The 19,250-nt window shown below is 68.7% G+C and carries 18 protein-coding genes and 1 pseudogene; 15 read left to right on the forward strand and 4 right to left on the reverse strand.

The window, feature by feature from the left end:
* Positions 1-31: 31 nt before the first annotated feature.
* Positions 32-1,066, forward strand: a pseudogene (locus AB5J55_RS24780) (acyltransferase); the annotation flags it as partial.
* Positions 1,067-1,114: 48 nt separating this feature from the next.
* Complete coding sequence (locus tag AB5J55_RS24785) at positions 1,115-1,810, forward strand: demethylmenaquinone methyltransferase (protein ID WP_369272770.1); 696 nt, start codon at positions 1,115-1,117, stop codon at positions 1,808-1,810.
* Here AB5J55_RS24785 and AB5J55_RS24790 read toward each other — a convergent pair.
* Together AB5J55_RS24790 and AB5J55_RS24795 are read right to left on the reverse strand one after the other, a co-directional pair.
* Entirely contained in the window at positions 1,797-2,108 is a 312-nt protein-coding gene (locus AB5J55_RS24790) for a PASTA domain-containing protein (protein ID WP_369272771.1), read from the reverse strand. The genes AB5J55_RS24785 and AB5J55_RS24790 overlap by 14 nt on opposite strands.
* Before the next feature lie 154 nt (positions 2,109-2,262).
* Positions 2,263-2,769 carry a GNAT family N-acetyltransferase gene (locus AB5J55_RS24795; RefSeq protein WP_369272772.1) on the reverse strand — a complete coding sequence of 169 codons (507 nt, stop codon included), beginning with the start codon at positions 2,767-2,769 and terminating at the stop codon, positions 2,263-2,265.
* A gap of 98 nt (positions 2,770-2,867) precedes the next feature.
* Here AB5J55_RS24795 and AB5J55_RS24800 point away from each other — a divergent pair, with 98 nt between their 5' ends.
* Positions 2,868-4,175: a geranylgeranyl reductase family protein gene (locus AB5J55_RS24800; RefSeq protein ID WP_369272773.1), complete on the forward strand. Its 1,308-nt coding sequence runs from the start codon at positions 2,868-2,870 to the stop codon at positions 4,173-4,175.
* Positions 4,176-4,190: 15 nt separating this feature from the next.
* On the opposite strand, the gene def is transcribed toward AB5J55_RS24800, so the two are convergent.
* Complete coding sequence (gene def, locus AB5J55_RS24805) at positions 4,191-4,820, reverse strand: peptide deformylase (RefSeq protein WP_369272774.1); 630 nt, start codon at positions 4,818-4,820, stop codon at positions 4,191-4,193.
* A gap of 116 nt (positions 4,821-4,936) precedes the next feature.
* On the opposite strand from def, the gene AB5J55_RS24810 reads away from it, so the two are divergent.
* On the forward strand, positions 4,937-6,763 hold the full coding sequence (locus AB5J55_RS24810; protein ID WP_369272775.1) for an FAD-dependent oxidoreductase: 1,827 nt from the start codon (positions 4,937-4,939) through the stop codon (positions 6,761-6,763).
* Positions 6,764-6,840: 77 nt separating this feature from the next.
* Here the strand turns inward: AB5J55_RS24810 and AB5J55_RS24815 are convergent, their stop codons facing one another.
* Complete coding sequence (locus AB5J55_RS24815; RefSeq protein WP_369272776.1) at positions 6,841-7,674, reverse strand: C40 family peptidase; 834 nt, start codon at positions 7,672-7,674, stop codon at positions 6,841-6,843.
* A gap of 713 nt (positions 7,675-8,387) precedes the next feature.
* On the opposite strand from AB5J55_RS24815, the gene AB5J55_RS24820 reads away from it, so the two are divergent.
* Genes AB5J55_RS24820 through nuoK form a run of 11 tightly spaced genes read left to right on the forward strand, consistent with a single transcriptional unit; the run spans position 8,388 to position 19,243 of the window.
* Entirely contained in the window at positions 8,388-8,747 is a 360-nt protein-coding gene (locus AB5J55_RS24820) for an NADH-quinone oxidoreductase subunit A (protein ID WP_030950624.1), read from the forward strand.
* Positions 8,748-8,762: 15 nt separating this feature from the next.
* Positions 8,763-9,317, forward strand: a complete 555-nt coding sequence (locus AB5J55_RS24825) for an NADH-quinone oxidoreductase subunit B family protein (protein WP_010041554.1) — start codon at positions 8,763-8,765, stop codon at positions 9,315-9,317.
* Positions 9,314-10,075: an NADH-quinone oxidoreductase subunit C gene (locus AB5J55_RS24830; protein WP_369272777.1), complete on the forward strand. Its 762-nt coding sequence runs from the start codon at positions 9,314-9,316 to the stop codon at positions 10,073-10,075. The genes AB5J55_RS24825 and AB5J55_RS24830 overlap by 4 nt, the downstream gene beginning before the upstream one ends.
* Positions 10,072-11,394 carry an NADH-quinone oxidoreductase subunit D gene (locus AB5J55_RS24835; RefSeq protein ID WP_328879997.1) on the forward strand — a complete coding sequence of 441 codons (1,323 nt, stop codon included), beginning with the start codon at positions 10,072-10,074 and terminating at the stop codon, positions 11,392-11,394. Before AB5J55_RS24830 ends, AB5J55_RS24835 begins: the two co-directional genes overlap by 4 nt.
* Entirely contained in the window at positions 11,391-12,263 is an 873-nt protein-coding gene (gene nuoE, locus AB5J55_RS24840; RefSeq protein ID WP_369272778.1) for an NADH-quinone oxidoreductase subunit NuoE, read from the forward strand. The genes AB5J55_RS24835 and nuoE overlap by 4 nt, the downstream gene beginning before the upstream one ends.
* On the forward strand, positions 12,260-13,612 hold the full coding sequence (gene nuoF, locus AB5J55_RS24845) for an NADH-quinone oxidoreductase subunit NuoF (RefSeq protein ID WP_369272779.1): 1,353 nt from the start codon (positions 12,260-12,262) through the stop codon (positions 13,610-13,612). The genes nuoE and nuoF overlap by 4 nt, the downstream gene beginning before the upstream one ends.
* A complete protein-coding gene (locus tag AB5J55_RS24850; RefSeq protein WP_369272780.1) occupies positions 13,609-16,113 on the forward strand; it encodes an NADH-quinone oxidoreductase subunit G in 2,505 nt (834 codons plus the stop codon). The genes nuoF and AB5J55_RS24850 overlap by 4 nt, the downstream gene beginning before the upstream one ends.
* The gene (gene nuoH, locus AB5J55_RS24855; RefSeq protein ID WP_369272781.1) at positions 16,110-17,474 is read left to right on the forward strand and encodes an NADH-quinone oxidoreductase subunit NuoH; all 1,365 of its coding nucleotides are present in this window, start codon (positions 16,110-16,112) and stop codon (positions 17,472-17,474) included. Before AB5J55_RS24850 ends, nuoH begins: the two co-directional genes overlap by 4 nt.
* Complete coding sequence (nuoI, locus tag AB5J55_RS24860) at positions 17,467-18,108, forward strand: NADH-quinone oxidoreductase subunit NuoI (RefSeq protein ID WP_369272782.1); 642 nt, start codon at positions 17,467-17,469, stop codon at positions 18,106-18,108. The genes nuoH and nuoI overlap by 8 nt, the downstream gene beginning before the upstream one ends.
* Entirely contained in the window at positions 18,105-18,947 is an 843-nt protein-coding gene (locus AB5J55_RS24865) for an NADH-quinone oxidoreductase subunit J (protein ID WP_369272783.1), read from the forward strand. The genes nuoI and AB5J55_RS24865 overlap by 4 nt, the downstream gene beginning before the upstream one ends.
* Positions 18,944-19,243: an NADH-quinone oxidoreductase subunit NuoK gene (gene nuoK, locus AB5J55_RS24870; protein ID WP_003998919.1), complete on the forward strand. Its 300-nt coding sequence runs from the start codon at positions 18,944-18,946 to the stop codon at positions 19,241-19,243. The genes AB5J55_RS24865 and nuoK overlap by 4 nt, the downstream gene beginning before the upstream one ends.
* Positions 19,244-19,250 lie beyond the last annotated feature (7 nt).

The following is a 19,250-nucleotide window of genomic DNA, read 5'->3' on the forward strand; positions in this document are numbered from 1 at the left end:
CAGGGATCCCGGCCCGGATCCGCGGCCCGAGCCCCCCGCCAGGGACCGCTACTTCGACACCCTCCGAGCCGTCGCCCTCATGCGCGTCGTCACGTACCACACGTTCGGCTGGGCCTGGGCGGGCATGGTCTTCCCCTCGATGGGAGTCATGTTCGCCCTGGCCGGCACCCTGATGGCGAAGTCCCTGGAGCGCCCGGCGCTCAAGGTGGTCCGCAGCCGGATGCGGCGGCTCCTGCCGCCCTTCTGGTTCTGGGGCGTCTTCGTGGTCGTGGCGATGCTGATCCACGACTGGATGCCGGGCCGGCAGATCGTCTACTGGATCGTCCCGCTCGGTGACCCGCCGGGCAACGCGTGGGCCGAGCAGGCCTGGGAGATCCTCTGGTACCTGCGGACGTACCTCTGGTTCGTCCTGCTCTCGCCGCTCCTGCTGCGCGCCTTCCGCCTGGCCCCGGTGCCCGTCCTGATCCTGTCCCTGGCACCGGTCCTCGTCGTCCACTTCCTGTGGGAGCCCCCGGACAACCGGTTCGGCAGCGCGCTCACCGACCTCGCCACGTTCCTCTTCTGCTGGATCCTCGGCTTCGCGCACCGCGACGGCGTCCTGCGCCGCCTCAAGCCCTTCGCCGTCGCCGTCCTCTCGCTCGCGGCGATCGGGTACGGCGGCTGGTACGCCTTCACACACCAGGCCGAGACGGGCTCGTACGACCTGGACGACATCCCGCTCGCGCAGGCGTTCTGGTCGGCGGGCTATGTGACGCTGCTGATGTACGCGAAGGAGTACTTCCGCATCGACTTCGCCTGGCTGACCCGTGTCCGCCCCCTCGACCGCCTCGTCACGGTCTTCAACGCCCGTGCCGTGACGTTCTATCTCTGGCACGAGATCGCCCTGATCCTCGCCGTCCCGCTGATCGACCGGTTCTGGAACGTGCCCGCGTTCGAGAAGTACCTGCCGTTGGAGAGCCAGTGGTTCATGTTCGGCATCGGCTGGATCCTGATCGCGGTGTTCGTGCTGCTGTGCGGCTGGGTGGAGGACGTGGCCGGGAAGAAGAAGCCGAAGCTGCTCCCCTGAGGCCGTACTGCCACGAAGTGCGAGCGGCCGTACTGCCACAATGGGCCCGTGACCCGCGCATCCCTGGACAAGCAGCCGCACGAAGTCGCTTCGATGTTCGACAACGTGGCGGAACGGTACGACCTGACCAACGACGTGCTGTCGCTCGGCCAGGACCGCAGATGGCGCAAGGAGGTCGCCAAGGCCGTCGACGCCCGCCCGGCGCAGAAGATCCTGGACCTGGCCGCCGGTACGGCCACCTCCTCGCTGCCGTTCGCGCAGACCGGCGCGTACGTCGTCCCCTGCGACTTCTCCCTCGGGATGCTGCAGGTCGGCAAGCGCAAGCACACCTGGCTGCCGTTCACGGCGGGCGACGCGACGAAGCTGCCGTTCAAGGACGACACCTTCGACGCCGTGACGATCTCCTTCGGGCTGCGCAACGTCCAGGACTTCGACGCCGCCCTGCGCGAGATGTACCGGGTGACGCGGCCCGGCGGCCGGGTCGTGATCTGCGAGTTCTCGCACCCGACCTGGGCGCCCTTCCGCACCGTCTACACCGAGTACCTGATGCGCGCCCTGCCCCCGGTCGCGCGCGCGGTGTCCTCGAACCCAGACGCCTACGTCTACCTCGCCGAGTCCATCCGCGCCTGGCCCGACCAGCCCGCCCTGGCCGAGCGGCTGCGCAAGGCCGGCTGGTCGAAGGTCGCCTGGCGGAACCTGACGGGCGGGATCGTGACCCTGCACCGGGGCTTCAAGCAGAGCTGACGACGGGGTACGGATCCCCGGGCTCGTCCAGTTCGCGCTGCAGTCCGCCACCGGGCGGCCGTGGGATGCGTGGTTCGCGTACGCCTCCGCCGCCCTCCCCCTCGCCGAAGTCGAACCAGACGTAGACCATCGACTCCCGCGGCACCTCGGCGCCGGGCTGGGGGTACTGGCGTACGACGTAGTCGACGACGACCAGGTGGAAGTCCGGCCGGTCCGGTGCGTTGAGGAGAAGGCCGTGCGACTTCGCTTCCTCGCGCGCGTCCAAGGCCATCAGTCCGACGAGTTTCGGTACTCGCACCTCGGGCGTTTTGGGTGTTATGCGCACAGATGTCACCCCCAGCGGTACTGGCAGGGTAACCGCCCGGGGTACCGTCCGGAAGCGTCAAGTACCTTTCTGTAACAGTCGATTACTCAGGGTGAAATATCCGGAATCGAGCTGTGCAGTTCTGGTGTCACAGATCGAGCCGGTAGCAGTGCCCCTTCTGCCGTGCGTCCGGCGTGGCGAACACCTCGGCGAGCCGCATCCCCAGCCGCCGCGTCACCGCGATCGACCGCTCGTTGCGGGCGTCGACCATCGCCACCACGCCCGGCACCCCGGCCGCCCGCACCCGGTCCAGCGTCAGCTGCGCGGCCGCGCTGACGTATCCCTTGCCCCAGTGCTCCCGCCCGAGCCGCCAGCCGATCTCGATCTCGCCCCTGGGACCCCACTCCCGCTCCCACGGCTGGGCGCCGGTGAAGCCGATGACCTGATCGTTCTCGTCGAGGACGGTCCACAGGCAGTACCCGCGCTCGGCGTCGTGCCGGCGCTGGCGGGCGGTGAGCTCCTCGTAGACGGACAGCTCCGCGGCCCGTCCGCCGTGGAACTCCATGACATCCGGGTGGGCGAAGATCCGGTGCCAGGCGACGGCGTCCTCGTCGGTGGGGACACGGAGCCGTACGACAGGGAGAGCTCGGTTCACGGAGGCAGCCCTTCAGCCGGGTGATCAATACTGCTGAATAGACTGCCCATGTCCAGTGCCGGTCGGCACACAGATTTCGAACTTGGGGAGATCCCGCCGTGACCGTCGTGCCCGAGCCCCACTCCTCGCCCTTCTCCGAGAACACCGCCGATGTGATCGTCGTGGGCGCGGGGCCGGCCGGCTCTGCGACGGCGTACCACCTGGCCAAGTCCGGCCTCGACGTCCTGCTGCTGGAGAAAACCGAGTTCCCCAGGGAGAAGGTCTGCGGTGACGGCCTGACCCCGCGCGCGACCAAACAGCTCGTGGCCATGGGCATCGACATCTCCGAGGAAGCGGGCTGGCTGCGCAACAAGGGCCTGAGGATCATCGGCGGCGGCGTGCGGCTCCAGCTGGACTGGCCCGATCTCGCCTCCTTCCCCGACTACGGCCTCGTCCGCAAGCGCGACGACTTCGACGAGCAACTCGCCCGCCAAGCCCAGAAGGCCGGCGCCCGCCTCTACGAGCGCTGCAACGTCGGTGCCCCGATCATCGACGACCGCACCGGCCGCATCACGGGCGTCCACGCCAAGCTCGGCGAGGAGAAGCGCGAGGTCACCTTCCACGCGCCGCTGGTCGTCGCCGCCGACGGCAACTCCACGCGCCTGTCGCTGGCGATGGGCCTGCACCGCCGCGAGGACCGCCCGATGGGCGTGGCCGTACGGACGTATTTCGAAAGCCCCCGCCACGAGGACGACTACCTGGAGTCCTGGCTGGAGCTGTGGGACCGCCGCGGCCCCGGCGAGGACCGCCTCCTGCCCGGCTACGGCTGGATCTTCGGCATGGGCGACGGCACGTCGAACGTCGGCCTGGGCGTGCTCAACACCTCGGACTCCTTCAAGGAACTGGACTGGCGCGAGGTCCTGAAGGCCTGGTGCGCCTCCATGCCGGAGGACTGGGGCTACACCCCGGACAACATGACCGGCCCGATCCGCGGCGCGGCCCTCCCGATGGCCTTCAACCGCCAACCCCACTACACCAAGGGCCTGCTCCTCGTCGGCGACGCCGGCGGCCTGGTGAACCCCTTCAACGGCGAGGGCATCGCCTACGCCATGGAGTCCGGCCAGATCGCCGCCGAGGTCATCGTCCAGGCCCACGCCCGCTCGACTCCCGCGGGGCGTGAAATGGCCCTCCAGCGCTACCCGCGCGTCCTGAAGGACACCTACGGCGGCTACTACACGCTGGGCCGCGCCTTCGTGAAGCTCATCGGCAACCCGAAGGTCATGAAGATCGCGGCCCAGCGCGGCCTGACGCACCCCATGCTGATGAAGTTCACGCTGAAGCTGCTCGCGAACCTCACGGACCCGACCGGCGGCGACGCGATGGACCGCATCATCAACGGCCTCAGCAAGGTGGCACCGAAGGCCTGAGGCAAGGCCCTAGGCCTAGGCCCTGCTGAGGGCCTCGATGTTGGCGGCCCGGCGCGCGAACACCTCGTCCCGCCGGTCCGCCACCTGCCGCAGCGCCTCCTTCCGCTCCCGCTTGGAGAGCCGGTCCACATAGACCTGCCCGTTGCAGTGATCGGTCTCGTGCGCGAGGCAACGGGCGAAGTACCCCGTGCCGTCGATCACGATCGGCTCGCCGTCCCTGTCGAGCCCGCGCACCACGGCGCGGTCCGGTCGCGGTACGTCCATCACCGCACCCGGCACCGACAGACACCCCTCGCTGTCGTCGAGGAGCCTCCTGTGCGCCGCGTCGAGCGGTTCCAGCACCGGGTTGACGATGTGCCCGACGTGTCGGACGCCGTCGTCGTCCGGGCAGTCGTACACGAACAGCCGAAGATCGACACCGACTTGGTTCGCCGCCAGTCCGGCCCCGTCGGCGATGTACATGGTCAGGAACATGTCGTCGATGAGCGCGGCGAGATCCGGCCCGAACTCGGTCACGTCCCGGCACGGCTTGTGCAACACCTCCTCACCCATCTCGGTGATCCTGCGCACCGCCCCACGCCGGGCCTCGGGCGCGAGCGGCGGATACGAGTCGACGGGCCTGCCTTGCACAAAAACGCTGGGCATCGCTTCTCTCCCTTTCCGGGCTTCTGTCCTTCTGCTGTTGCGGGTTGTGAGAATGCTGTGGTCGGCCGGGAATCAGGCTTCCGACCTCCGCGGACCCTCCCTACCCTCCGGGATTCATGACAACAGAACACACGCAGGAGCCCCAGGAGCAGACAGGTCACACACGATCCGGCCACACCCGCAGACGCTTTCTGGCCGGTGCCGGGGGAGTGGCCGGCGCCCTCGCCTTATGGCCCGCGGGAACCGCGAAGGCTGCTTCCGCAAGACGCGTCGCCGTCCTGGGCGGCGGAGTCTCCGGCCTGAGCGCCGCCCACGAACTCGCCGAACGCGGCTACGCCGTCACCGTCTACGAGTACTACGACACCCTCGGCGGCAAGGCCCGCTCGATGCCCGTCCCGGGCACGGCGAGCGGCGGCCGCGCGGACCTCCCCGCCGAGCACGGCTTCCGGTTCTTCCCCGGCTTCTACCGGAACCTGCCGGACACCATGCGCCGCATCCCCGTCCCCGGCAACGCGCACGGCGTCCACGACAACCTCGTCAGCGGCACCGAGGCCCTGTTCGCCCGCGCCGACGGCCGCCCCGACCTGCACTTCCCGCTCCGCCGCGGCACCACCCCGCCCCGCCCCGGCGACCTCACCCTCGGCTGGATCCGCGACCAGCTCCTGTCGGTCCTGGACCTCGGCACCCGCCTCCCCGCCCACGAGGTGGCCTACTTCGCCGACCGCCTCCTGGTCCACCTCACCAGCTGCGACGCCCGCCGGGAGGAGGTGTGGGAGAAGGTCGCGTGGTGGGACTTCATCCGCGCCGAGGAGATGAGCGAGGAGTACCGGACGCTCCTCGGCATCGGCCAGACCCGCAATCTCGTCGCCACGCGCGCGGAGGTGGCGTCCACCCGAACCGTCGGGCGCGTCATCATCGAGGCCCTGCTCCTGTGGGGCCTGCTCGGCCGCGGCATGGACGGCGACGCCGACATCGACCGCGTCCTCAACGCACCCACCAGCGAGGCCTGGATCGACCCCTGGGAGGCGCACCTGCGCTCCCTGGGCGTCGACTTCGCCCTCGGCACCCAGGTCCGCGAGGTCCACTACGACGGCGGCCGGGTGACCGGCGTCCGCGTCACGGCCCGCGACGGCGGCGACGAACGCACCGTCACCGCCGACCACTACCTCTCCGCCCTGCCCGTCGAGCACGCCCGCGGGACGTGGGGCCCGGCCCTGCGCGCGGCCGACCCTCAGCTCGCCCGGTGCGATGCGCTGCAGACGGACTGGATGACCGGCGTGATGTTCTACCTGCGCACGCCCACTCCCGTCGTGCACGGCCACATCAACTGCCTGGACTCACCGTGGGCGGTGACCGGCGTCGGCCAGGCGCAGTTCTGGGCCGGCCGGGACTTCTCCCGCGACTACGGCGACGGGCGCGCCCACGACTGTCTCTCCGCGATCATCTCGGAGTGGGACAAGCCGGGCATCCTGTACGGCAAGACGGCCAAGGAGTGCACCAAGGAGGAGGTCGTCGCCGAACTCTGGGCTCAGCTCAAGGACGGCCTCAACGACGCCGGCAAGACCACGCTCCGGGACGAGGACCGCCTCGGCTGGTTCATGGACCCGGCGGTGACGGGCCTGGGCGGCCCGAACCCGCGGAACCGCGAACAGCTCCTCATCCACCCCACGGGAACTCTCTACAACCGCCCCACGGCCCGCACATGGGTCCCGAACTTCTTCCTCGCGGGCGACTACGTCCGCACCGACGTGGACCTGGCGTCGATGGAGGGCGCCAACGAATCGGCCCGCCTGGCCGTCAACGCCCTCCTGAAAGCGGACGATTCGGCCGCCGAACGCTGCCGGACCTGGGGGCTCTACCGGCCCCCGGAGCTGGAGCCGCTGAAGCGGGTCGACGAAGTGCGCTACAGGCTGGGTCTGCCCAACACCTTCGACCTCGGATGAGGCGTAAGGGCCGCTGCCCCCGAGCGGCTGCGGCCCTTACGTTGATCTCTGGGAGTCGGATGCGACTCAGCGGCGACTCAGAGGACGCGCACCGCACCCGACGCCGGGTACCCGGACAGGTCCTGGATGACCACGCCCTTGGACGGGTTGGCCGCGTCCAGGTACTGGCCGTCTCCGATGTAAACGCCCACGTGGTACGCGGAGCCCTTGCCGCCCCAGTACAGGATGTCGCCGACCTGAAGGTTGGACAGCGACACGTCGGTGCCGACCATCGACTGGTCCTGCGAGACCCGCGGCAGGTCGACGCCGACCTGCTTGAACGCGGCCTGGACCAGGCTGGAGCAGTCCCACGCGCTGGGGCCGGTGGCGCCCATGACGTACGCGTCTCCCAGCTGGGCCTTGAGGAAGGAGATGACGGTCCCGACGCTGCCACTGGCAGGAGCGGACACGTCCGTGCTCGTGGAAGCGGAAGCGGACAGGGTGGTCCGCTCGGCGCTGCGCGAGGCGGCGGCCTCTGCGGCGGCCCGGCGGGCCTCCTCGGCCTTCTTCTTCGCCTCAGCCTTCTTCTTGGCCTCCGCGAGGTCCTTCTTGGCTTCCTTGGCCGCCGCGGCGGCGGCCGCGTCACGCTCGGCGTCGAGCTCGTAGTTCGCCGCCGCCAGCTGAGTGGCGTCCGCGGACTGGGCGAGCTGGTTCGCCAGGTCGCCCGTGAGGGCGGGCAGTTCGATGGTCTGCGTCACCGGCTCGGCGGCGTTCGCCGTAGCCGCAGCGCCAGCCGCTGCCATGCTGAGGACGCCACCGGTAACTCCGGCGCGCATCGCGATGGTCGTCGTCGCGCTGCGGCGGGGCTTCCGGTGGCTGCGTATGTGAGCGGTGTGGGACATGAGAACAACCGGTATCAGGGGCTCCTCCATACCTACAAGAAACGTGTGCTGCGCCACAGTTGCTCAATGGCGGCCCCAAATTCCCGGCGCGACGCCCTTTATTGACGCCGTAACGGACATTGCGGACGCGTATCACTCGGCCCGTGATCACGGTCTTTCATCATTAAGTCCGAATTGCCCATCACCTACCACTTGTTGAGACCGGTGGCCAAGCCCGGTTCTCAGGGCCCTCTCATCATGTGGCAGAGGTCACGCAACGGTCACAGCCTCGTGCGCGTCCTGTGCCCGGATCGCGCCCACCGACGCTCGTGAACGCGTGCACGCGTCCACACCCCCCTCCGCGGCTCCCTCTGAAGTGTGAACGCGCTCCTCTATCAAGACGGCCCGTCCATCACCAATTTGCATGCAAGAGAAGTCTCTTGATATTGAGACGACCCCTCCGAGCTGGGACGACGAGCGAAAATGTCACCTCTGGTGATCACTCGGACGCTTCTCGTGCGAAGATCACCGCTCATCCGGCTTCATGATCCTTCGTCAGGTGGTGGAGATCACAAAGCTTGTGTAATACCCCGTGTCGCAGATCACAGAGCGGCAGGCATAAGATGCGAGGCAGTTGGGCTTGTGACCTGCTTCACATGTTCTCGATCTTCGCCGGGACGAGCGGGGCTTGTGGGACCGGTGAGGCGGATGTGAGCCCAGTGCAACCGCCAGCAGTCAGTGCCGACTGAGAGGAGCGAGGAGCGGTGAACGCCTATGCGCCCATCCTCGTACTGGGAGCCCTCGGGGCAGGCTTTGCGATCTTCTCCGTGGTCATGGCCACGCTGATCGGTCCGAAGCGGTACAACCGGGCCAAGCTCGAAGCCTACGAGTGCGGCATCGAGCCGACCCCCACGCCGGCCGGCGGCGGGCGCTTCCCGATCAAGTACTACCTGACGGCGATGCTCTTCATCATCTTCGATATCGAGATCGTCTTCCTCTACCCCTGGGCCGTCACCTTCGACTCCCTGGGGATCTTCGGGCTCGTGGAGATGCTGCTCTTCGTGCTCACCGTCTTCGTCGCGTACGCGTACGTATGGCGGCGCGGCGGCCTGGAATGGGACTGAGGGGCCTTTAACGACATGGGACTCGAAGAAAAGCTGCCGAGCGGATTCCTGCTGACCACCGTCGAGCAGGCCGCGGGCTGGGTGCGTAAATCGTCCGTCTTCCCGGCCACCTTCGGCCTCGCCTGCTGTGCCATCGAGATGATGACCACCGGCGCCGGCCGCTACGACCTGGCCCGCTTCGGTATGGAGGTCTTCCGCGGCTCGCCGCGCCAGGCCGACCTGATGATCGTCGCCGGCCGGGTCAGCCAGAAGATGGCGCCGGTGCTCAGGCAGGTCTATGACCAGATGCCGAACCCCAAGTGGGTGATCTCCATGGGGGTCTGCGCCTCCTCGGGCGGCATGTTCAACAACTACGCGATCGTCCAGGGTGTCGACCACATCGTCCCGGTCGACATCTATCTCCCCGGCTGCCCGCCGCGGCCCGAGATGCTGATGGACGCCATCCTCAAGCTCCACCAGAAGATCCAGACCTCCAAGCTCGGCGTGAACGCCGAGGAGGCGGCCCGGGAGGCGGAGGAAGCGGCGCTCAAGGCCCTGCCCACGATCGAGATGAAGGGGCTGCTGCGGTGAGCGACGCGAACGGCACCAATGGCGCGAACGGGTCGAACGGGGTCAACCCCGAGAAGGACCTCTCCGCCTCCAACCTCCCGGGCCAGCGCGGCCAGGGCGGCGAGGAGATCCGCGTCCAGCGCGGCATGTTCGGCGCCAGCAACGGCGGCGACACCTCCGGCTACGGCGGCCTCGTCCGCTCGGTCCGGCTCCCGGGACCGGCGAGCCGCCCCTACGGAGGCTGGTTCGACGAGGTCGCCGACGAACTCGAGGGCGCGCTGGAGGAACAGGGGCTCCTCCCCGACAACGCCATCGAGAAGACGATCGTCGACCGCGGCGAACTCACCTTCCACATCGAACGCGAGCACCTGGTCCGCGTCGCCCGCACCCTGCGCGACGACCCGGCCCTGCGCTTCGAACTGTGCACCGGCGTCAGCGGCGTCCACTACCTCGGCGACACGGGCCGCGAGCTGCACGCCGTCTACCACCTGCGCTCGATCACCCACAACCGGCTGATCCGCCTGGAAGTCAGCGCCCCCGACAGCGACCCGCACATCCCGTCGCTCGTCTCCGTGTATCCGACGAACGACTGGCACGAGCGCGAGACGTACGACTTCTTCGGAATCGTCTTCGACGGTCACCCCGCCCTGACGCGGATCATGATGCCGGACGACTGGCAGGGCCACCCGCAGCGCAAGGACTACCCCCTCGGCGGCATCCCCGTCGAGTACAAGGGCGCCCAGATCCCGGCTCCGGACCAGCGGAGGTCGTACTCGTGAGCACGCAGTCAGCATCGGCCCGTGAGACCACCGAGGGCACCGTATATACGGTCACCGGCGGCGACTGGGACGAGGTCGTCCAGGCCGCGGCCCGCGCCGACGACGAGCGCATCGTCCTCAACATGGGCCCGCAGCACCCCTCCACCCACGGGGTGCTCCGCCTGATCCTGGAGATCGACGGCGAGACGGTCACCGAGGCCCGCTGCGGCATCGGCTATCTCCACACCGGCATCGAGAAGAACCTCGAGTACCGGACCTGGACGCAGGGCACCACGTTCGTGACGCGCATGGACTACCTGACGTCCTTCTTCAACGAGACCGCCTACTGTCTCGCCGTGGAGAAGCTCCTCGGCATCGAAGACCAGATCACCGAGCGCGCCAAGATCATCAGGGTGCTCCTGATGGAGCTGAACCGGCTCTCCTCCCACCTGGTGTGCATCGCCACCGGCGGCATGGAGCTCGGCGCCACCACGATCATGATCTACGGATTCCGTGATCGTGAAATGATTCTCGACATCTACGAGCTCATCACGGGCCTGCGGATGAACCACGCATACATCCGCCCCGGCGGACTCGCCCAGGACCTGCCGCCCGGCGCGGTGGACCACATCCGCGAGTTCGTGAAGAAGATGAAGAAGAACCTCCCGGAGTACGACAAGCTCGCCACCGGGAACCCCATCTTCAAGGCCCGCATGCAGGACATCGGCTATCTCGACCTGGCCGGCTGCATGGCCCTCGGCGCCACCGGCCCGATCCTGCGCTCCACCGGCCTGCCGCACGACCTGCGCAAGTCGCAGCCGTACTGCGACTACGAGACCTACGACTTCGAGATCCCGACCGCGGACACCTGCGACTCCTACGGTCGCTTCCTGATCCGCCTGGAGGAGATGCGCCAGTCGCTCGGGATCGTCGAGCAGTGCCTGGACCGGCTCCAGCCGGGCCCGGTCATGGTCGCCGACAAGAAGATCGCCTGGCCCGCCCAGCTCGCCCTGGGACCCGACGGGCTCGGCAACTCCCTCGACCACATCAAGAAGATCATGGGCACCTCCATGGAGGCCCTGATCCACCACTTCAAGCTGGTCACCGAGGGCTTCCGCGTCCCGCCGGGACAGGCGTACGCGGCCGTCGAGTCGCCCAAGGGCGAGCTCGGGGTGCATGCCGTCTCAGACGGCGGCACCCGCCCCTTCCGGGTCCACTTCCGTGACCCGTCCTTCACCAACCTGCAGGCCATGGCGGCGATGTGCGAGGGCGGCCAGGTCGCCGACGTCATCGTCGCCGTCGCGTCCATCGACCCCGTGATGGGAGGCGTCGACCGGTGACCACCTCTTCTTCCGAGCGGGGCGTCAGCCTGGGCATGCCCCAACTGCCCGCGCCCGGCTACCCGGACGACGTTCGAGCCCGGCTGGAGGCCGACGCGCGCGAGATCATCGCCCGCTACCCGGACTCCCGGTCCGCCCTCCTGCCGTTGCTGCACCTCGTGCAGTCGGAGGAGGGCCACGTCACGCGCACCGGGATGCAGTTCTGCGCGGACGTGCTCGGTCTGACCACGGCCGAGGTCACCGCCGTCGCCACCTTCTACACGATGTACCGCCGCAAGCCCTCCGGCGACTATCAGGTGGGCGTCTGCACCAACACCCTGTGTGCGGTGATGGGCGGTGACGCGATCTTCGAGGAGCTCCAGGAACACCTGGGCGTCGGCAACGGCGAGACCACCGACGACGGCAAGGTCACCCTGGAGCACATCGAGTGCAACGCGGCCTGCGACTTCGCGCCGGTCGTGATGGTCAACTGGGAGTTCTTCGACAACCAGAACCCCGCCAGCGCCAAGCGCCTGGTCGACGACCTCCGGGCGGGACGTCCCGTCGAGCCGACGCGCGGCGCTCGGTTGTGCACCTTCAAGGAGACCGCGCGGATCCTGGCCGGCTTCCCCGACGAGCGGCCCGGGGCCGTCGAGGAGAGCGGCAGTGCGGGACCTGCGTCGCTGGTGGGCCTCCGCCTGGCCAGGGGAGAGGCCGCACCCGCGCGCGTGGTCCATCCGCGGGACGGCGGCCCGCACGAGGGGCCGCAGGACAGGGCAGTGCACGAACCGTCGCCGGCTGAACACCTCAGCTCGCACGACGCGCCGCAGGATTCGTCCGCGTCCGACCCAGCCCACCCGGCAGGGCCTGTCGCCGAGGAGGGGGAGTGATGACGTTGGCACCCGAGCTGAAGGAAAACAGCCCCGAGAAGCTGCTCGCACCCGTGCTGTCGGCCTTCTGGGACGAGGACAGGTCCTGGACGCTGGACGTCTACCGAAGGCACGAAGGGTACGAGGGTCTTCGCAAGGCGCTCGCCATGACGCCGGACGACCTGATCGCGTACGTCAAGGACTCCGGTCTGCGCGGGCGCGGCGGCGCGGGATTCCCGACGGGGATGAAATGGCAGTTCATTCCCCAGGGCGATGGAAAACCGCACTATCTAGTTGTCAACGCCGACGAATCGGAGCCCGGAACCTGCAAGGACATTCCGCTCCTCTTCGCGAACCCGCACAGCCTCATCGAGGGCATGATCATCGCGTGTTATGCCATCAGGTCGTCGCATGCCTTCATCTATCTGCGCGGTGAAGTCGTCCCTGTGCTGCGGCGGTTGCACTCGGCCGTGAGCGAGGCCTACGCGGCCGGCTACCTCGGCCAGAACATCCTCGGCAGCGGCCTCGATCTCGAACTCACCGTGCACGCGGGCGCGGGCGCGTACATCTGCGGTGAGGAGACCGCACTGCTCGACTCGCTCGAAGGCCGCCGTGGTCAACCGCGGCTCCGTCCCCCCTTCCCTGCGGTGGCAGGTCTCTACGCCTGCCCGACTGTTGTGAATAACGTCGAGTCGATCGCGTCGGTTCCCGCGATCGTGAATCGGGGCAAGGACTGGTTCAGGTCGATGGGCAGCGAGAAGTCCCCGGGCTTCACGCTCTACTCGCTCAGCGGCCATGTCGCCAACCCCGGCCAGTACGAGGCCCCGCTCGGCATCACGCTCCGCCAGCTGCTGGAGATGAGCGGCGGGATGCGGCCCGGGCATCGCCTGAAGTTCTGGACCCCGGGCGGCTCCTCGACGCCGATGTTCACCGACGAGCACCTCGACGTCCCTCTTGACTACGAAGGAGTGGGTGCCGCGGGTTCCATGCTCGGTACGAAGGCTCTCCAGTGCTTCGACGAGACGACCTGCGTGGTGCGCGCCGTCACCCGCTGGACCGAGTTCTACGCCCACGAGTCCTGCGGCAAGTGCACGCCGTGCCGCGAAGGCACGTACTGGCTCGTGCAGTTGCTGCGTGACATCGAGGCCGGCAAGGGAGTCATGTCCGACCTCGACAAGCTGAACGACATCGCCGACAACATCAACGGCAAGTCCTTCTGCGCCCTCGGCGACGGTGCCGCCTCGCCGATCTTCTCCTCGCTGAAGTACTTCCGTGAGGAGTACGAGCAGCACATCACGGGCCGCGGCTGCCCCTTCGACCCGGCCAAGTCGACGGCCTGGGCCGACCACCGCACGGAGGTGAACGCATGACTGTGACCACCAGCGCTCCCTCCGGAGGGGGAGAGGCGGCGGTCCCGCCGGTAGATCTCGTGTCGCTGACGATCGACGGCGTCGAGATCAGTGTGCCGAAGGGCACCCTGGTCATCCGGGCCGCCGAGCAACTCGGCATCGAGATCCCCCGCTTCTGCGACCATCCCCTGCTCGACCCGGCCGGCGCCTGCCGCCAGTGCATCGTCGAGGTCGAGGGCCAGCGCAAGCCGATGGCGTCCTGCACGATCACGTGCACGGACGGCATGGTCGTGAAGACACACCTGACCTCGCAGGCCGCCGAGAAGGCCCAGAAGGGTGTGATGGAGCTCCTGCTCATCAACCACCCGCTGGACTGCCCGGTCTGCGACAAGGGCGGCGAGTGCCCGCTGCAGAACCAGGCCATGTCGCACGGGCACTCCGAGTCCCGCTTCGAAGGCAGGAAGCGGACGTACGAGAAGCCCGTGCCGATCTCCACGCAGGTGCTGCTCGACCGCGAGCGGTGCGTGCTGTGCGCCCGCTGCACCCGGTTCTCCAACCAGGTCGCGGGCGACCCGATGATCGAGCTGATCGAGCGCGGCGCGCTCCAGCAGGTCGGCACCGGCGAGGGCGACCCCTTCGAGTCGTACTTCTCCGGCAACACCATCCAGATCTGCCCGGTCGGCGCGTTGACCTCGGCGGCGTACCGATTCCGCTCCCGCCCCTTCGACCTGGTGTCCTCGCCGAGCGTGTGCGAGCACTGCTCCGGTGGCTGCGCCACGCGCACCGACCACCGGCGTGGCAAGGTCATGCGGCGGCTCGCCGCCAACGACCCCGAGGTCAACGAGGAGTGGATCTGCGACAAGGGGCGGTTCGGGTTCCGGTACGCACAGCAGCGCGACCGGCTCCAGACGCCTCTGGTGCGCAACGCCGAGGGTGACCTCGAGCCGGCTTCCTGGCCGGAGGCGCTGCAGATCGCGGCCCAGGGGCTGCTCGCCTCACGCGGCCGGACCGGCGTGCTGACCGGCGGCCGTCTCACCGTCGAGGACGCCTACGCGTACAGCAAGTTCGCGCGCGTGGCGCTCGACACCAACGACATCGACTTCCGCGCGCGCAGGCACAGCAGCGAGGAGGCCGACTTCCTCGCCGCGCGGGTCGCAGGTCACGGCCGCGACCTCGACGGTACGGGCGTCACGTACACGGCCGTGGAGAAGGCACCGGCCGTCCTGCTGGCCGGGTTCGAGGCCGAGGAGGAGGCGCCCGGCATCTTCCTGCGGCTGCGCAAGGCCTGGCGCAAGCACGGCCAGAAGGTCTTCTCGCTCGCCACGCACGCCACGCGCGGCTTGGAGAAGGCCGGCGGCACCCTGCTGCCCGCCGCCCCCGGCACCGAGACAGAGTGGCTGGACGCGCTCGCCGGCGGTGTCGGCCTGGACGAGGCCGGATCGAAGGCGTCCGAGGCGCTGCGCACCGAGGGCGCGGTGATCGTCGTCGGCGAGCGGCTGGCCTGCGTGGCGGGCGGGCTCACCGCCGCCGTACGGGCCGCGTCCGCGACCGGTGCCCAGCTGGTGTGGATCCCGCGCCGGGCGGGGGAGCGCGCTGCCGTGGAGGTGGGCGCGCTGCCGTCGCTGCTGCCGGGCGGACGTCCCGCGACCGACCCGCGCGCGCGTGAGGAGGTCGCCGCCGTCTGGGGAGTCGCCGAACTCCCGCACCGCTACGGCCGCGACACCGGTCAGATCGTCGAGGCCGCCGCGACCGGCGAACTCCAGGCCCTGCTGGTCGCGGGCGTCGAGGTCGCCGACCTGCCCGACCCGGCACGCGCGCGTGAGGCGCTCGGCGAGGTCGGCTTCGTGGTGTCGCTGGAGCTGCGGCCCGGCGAGGTCACCGAGCTCGCCGACGTGGTCCTGCCGGTCGCGGCGGTCGCCGAGAAGGCCGGCACCTTCCTCAACTGGGAGGGCCGGGTGCGCTTCTTCGAGGCCGCGCTCAAGCCCGACCAGATGACCCGCCGCCTGGCTCCGACCGACGCGCGCGTGCTGCAGATGCTGGCCGACGCCATGGACGTACATCTGGGCCTGCCGGATCTGCGCACCACGCGCGCGGAGATCGACCGGCTCGGCGCCTGGGACGGACCGCGGGCCACCGAACCCCTGACGATCGCCGCCCAGTTGCCGCGGCCGGCCGCCGGTGAGGCGGTCCTCGCCGGGCACCGGCTGCTGCTCGACCAGGGGCTCCTCCAGCAGGGCGACGAGGCGCTCGCCGGCACCCGGCACGCCGCCCGCGCGCGGGTGTCGGCCGCCACGGCCGCCGAGGCCGGGGTGAAGGAAGGCGACGTCCTCGCCGTGACCGGCCCCGCCGGAGTCGCCGAACTGCCCCTGCAGATCACGGAGATGCCCGACCGGGTCGTGTGGCTCCCGCTGAATTCCGTGGGCGCCGGCGTCGCCTCCGACACCGGGGCGCTGCCCGGCTCACTCGTCCGCATCGGCCCGGCGACCCTCGCGTCCGAGGCCCCCGAGGAGGTGGAGGCATGAGCCCTTTCCTCGCCGCTGAAGACCTCTCGATGTTCGGCCGCGACCCCTGGTGGCTGGTCGTCATCAAGGCGGTGTTCTGCTTCGCCTTCCTGATGGTGACCGTGCTGTTCTCCATCGTCTGGGAGCGCAAGGTCGTCGCCTGGATGCAGTTGCGCATCGGTCCCAACCGGCACGGCCCCTGGGGCATGCTCCAGTCGCTCGCCGACGGCATCAAGCTGATGCTCAAGGAAGATGTCATCGTCAAACGCGCGGACAAGGTCGTCTACGTCCTGGCGCCGATCGTCGCGGCCATCCCGGCCTTCATGGCGATCGCGGTGATCCCCTTCGGTCCGGCCGGCAACGAGATCTCGATCTTCGGCCAGCGCACCACGATGCAGCTCACCGACCTGCCGATCGCGATGCTCTACATCCTCGCGGTCGCCTCGGTCGGCATCTACGGCATCGTCCTTGCGGGCTGGAGTTCCGGATCCACCTACCCGCTGCTCGGTGGCCTGCGTTCCTGTGCGCAGATGATCTCGTACGAGATCGCCATGGGCGCGGCCTTCGCCTCGGTGTTCCTCTACTCCGGGTCGATGTCGACCTCGGCGATCGTCGAGGCGCAGCAGGACCGCTGGTACATCGTGCTACTGCCGGTCTCCTTCCTGATCTACATCGTGACGATGGTCGGCGAGACCAACCGCGCCCCCTTCGACATGCCGGAGTCCGAGGGCGACCTGGTCGGCGGCTTCAACACCGAGTACTCGTCGATCAAGTTCGCGATGTTCATGCTCGCCGAGTACGTGAACATGGTGACGGTCTCGGCGGTGTCCGTGACGCTCTTCCTGGGCGGCTGGCGGGCCCCATATCCGGTCAGCACCTTCTGGGAGGGCGCGAACCACGGTTGGTGGCCGCTGCTCTGGTTCGTGATCAAGGTCCAGTTGCTGCTGTTCTTCTTCATCTGGCTGCGCGGCACGCTGCCCCGCGTCCGCTACGACCAGCTGATGAAGCTCGGCTGGAAGGTCCTCATCCCGGTCTCCGTGGTCTGGCTGATGCTTGTCGCGACCGTGCGGACCCTGCGGAACGAGAACTACGACTTCGCCGACATCGCCCTCTACGTCGGCGGCGGCGTCCTCGCGCTGCTCCTGCTCTCCTTCGTCGCGGACATGTTCCGTGACCGGGCGAAGACGGCCGAGCAAACCGTGGAGGAACCCGCCGGCTTCGACGCGATGGCGGGCGGATTCCCCGTACCGCCACTGCCCGGGCAGGAACTTCCGCCGGTGCCTCGACGTCGCCCGCGCCGTGAGCGGGAGCTGATTGTCAGTGGTGGGCCCGATACTCAGAGTGACGGATCTCTGGATGGAAAGGAGGCGTCCGATGGCTGAGGAGCCCAAGGAGACCAAGCCCGGTTTCCAGAACCCCGTGGCCGGCTTCGGCGTGACCTTCAAGGCCATGTTCAAGAAGCGGCTGACCGAGCAGTACCCGGAGCAGCAGAAGACCACCGCTCCGCGCTTCCACGGACGGCACCAGCTCAACCGCCATCCGGACGGCCTGGAGAAGTGCGTCGGCTGCGAGCTGTGCGCCTGGGCCTGCCCCGCCGACGCCATCTATGTGGAGGGCGCCGACAACACCGACGAGGAGCGCTACTCGCCGGGCGAGCGGTACGGCCGCGTCTACCAGATCAACTACGCCCGCTGCATCCTGTGCGGCCTGTGCATCGAGGCGTGCCCCACGCGCGCGCTCACGATGACCAACGAGTTCGAGCTCGCGGACTCCAGCCGCGCCAACCTCATCTACACCAAGGAGCAGCTGCTCGCCGGTCTTGAGGACGGCATGGTCGACAGCCCCCATGCCATCTACCCGGGCACTGACGAGCAGGACTACTACCGGGGTCTGGTGACGGAGGCCGCGCCGGGCACGACCCAGCAGGTCGCGCTCTCCCAGGGCGAGGTCCCGCAGGAGGCGGACTCGACCTTCGGTGAGGACGAACCGGCGTCCGAGAAGGTGATCGGCCGATGACCGAGCAACTCGCCGCCTACTCCACCTCCACCGGAGAGGCCTTCCAGTTCTGGGTCCTCGGCACCGTCGCGGTGATCGGCGCCCTGTGCACCGTCTTCATGAAGAAGGCAGTGCACAGCGCGCTCTGTCTCGCCGGGACCATGATCATCCTGGCGGTCTTCTACCTCGCCAACGGCGCCTACTTCCTGGGCATCGTGCAGATCGTCGTCTACACCGGCGCGATCATGATGCTGTTCCTGTTCGTGGTGATGCTCGTCGGCGTCACGGCTGCGGACTCCCTGAAGGAGACCATCAAGGGCCAGCGCTGGCTGGCCCTTCTGTGTGGCCTGGGCTTCGGCATCCTGCTGATCGGTGGTATCGGCAACGCCTCGATCACGGAGTTCAACGGTCTCGCCCAGGCGAACGCGAACGGCAACGTGGAAGGCCTCGCCGCCCTCATCTTCACCAAGTACGTCTTCGCCTTCGAGATCACCGGCGCCCTGCTGATCACGGCCGCCATCGGCGCCATGGTGCTCACGCACCGCGAGCGCACCGAGCGGGCCAAGACCCAGCGCGAGATGTCCGAAGAGCGCGTCCGCGAAGGCAAGCACGTCCCGCCGCTGCCGGCCCCCGGCGTGTACGCCCGCCACAACGCGGTCGACATCGCGGGTCTCCTGCCCGACGGCACCCCGTCCGACCTCACGGTCAGCAAGACGCTGCGCGAGCGCGGCCAGATCCGTGACGTGTCCACCGAGGCGCTCAACGACCTGCGGGCCCTGGAACAGCGCGCGGAGGAACGGCTGGAGCGGACCGCGATCGAGCCGTCGACCTTCAAGCGGCCCGAGGAGGCGTCGAAGTGAACCCGGTCAACTACCTCTACCTCGCCGCCCTGTTGTTCACGATCGGCGCCACCGGCGTGCTGATCAGGCGCAACGCGATCGTCGTCTTCATGTGCATCGAGCTCATGCTCAACGCGTGCAACCTCACGCTCGTGGCCTTCTCGCGGATGCACGGCAATCTCGACGGCCAGATCATCGCCTTCTTCACGATGGTCGTCGCCGCCGCGGAGGTCGTCGTCGGGCTCGCGATCATCGTGTCGCTGTTCCGTTCCCGCCACTCGGCCTCGGTCGACGACGCCAGCCTGATGAAGCTCTAAGGGGTCG

The sequence above is a fragment of the Streptomyces sp. R11 genome, from assembly GCF_041051905.1.
Taxonomy (GTDB): Bacteria; Actinomycetota; Actinomycetes; order Streptomycetales; family Streptomycetaceae; genus Streptomyces.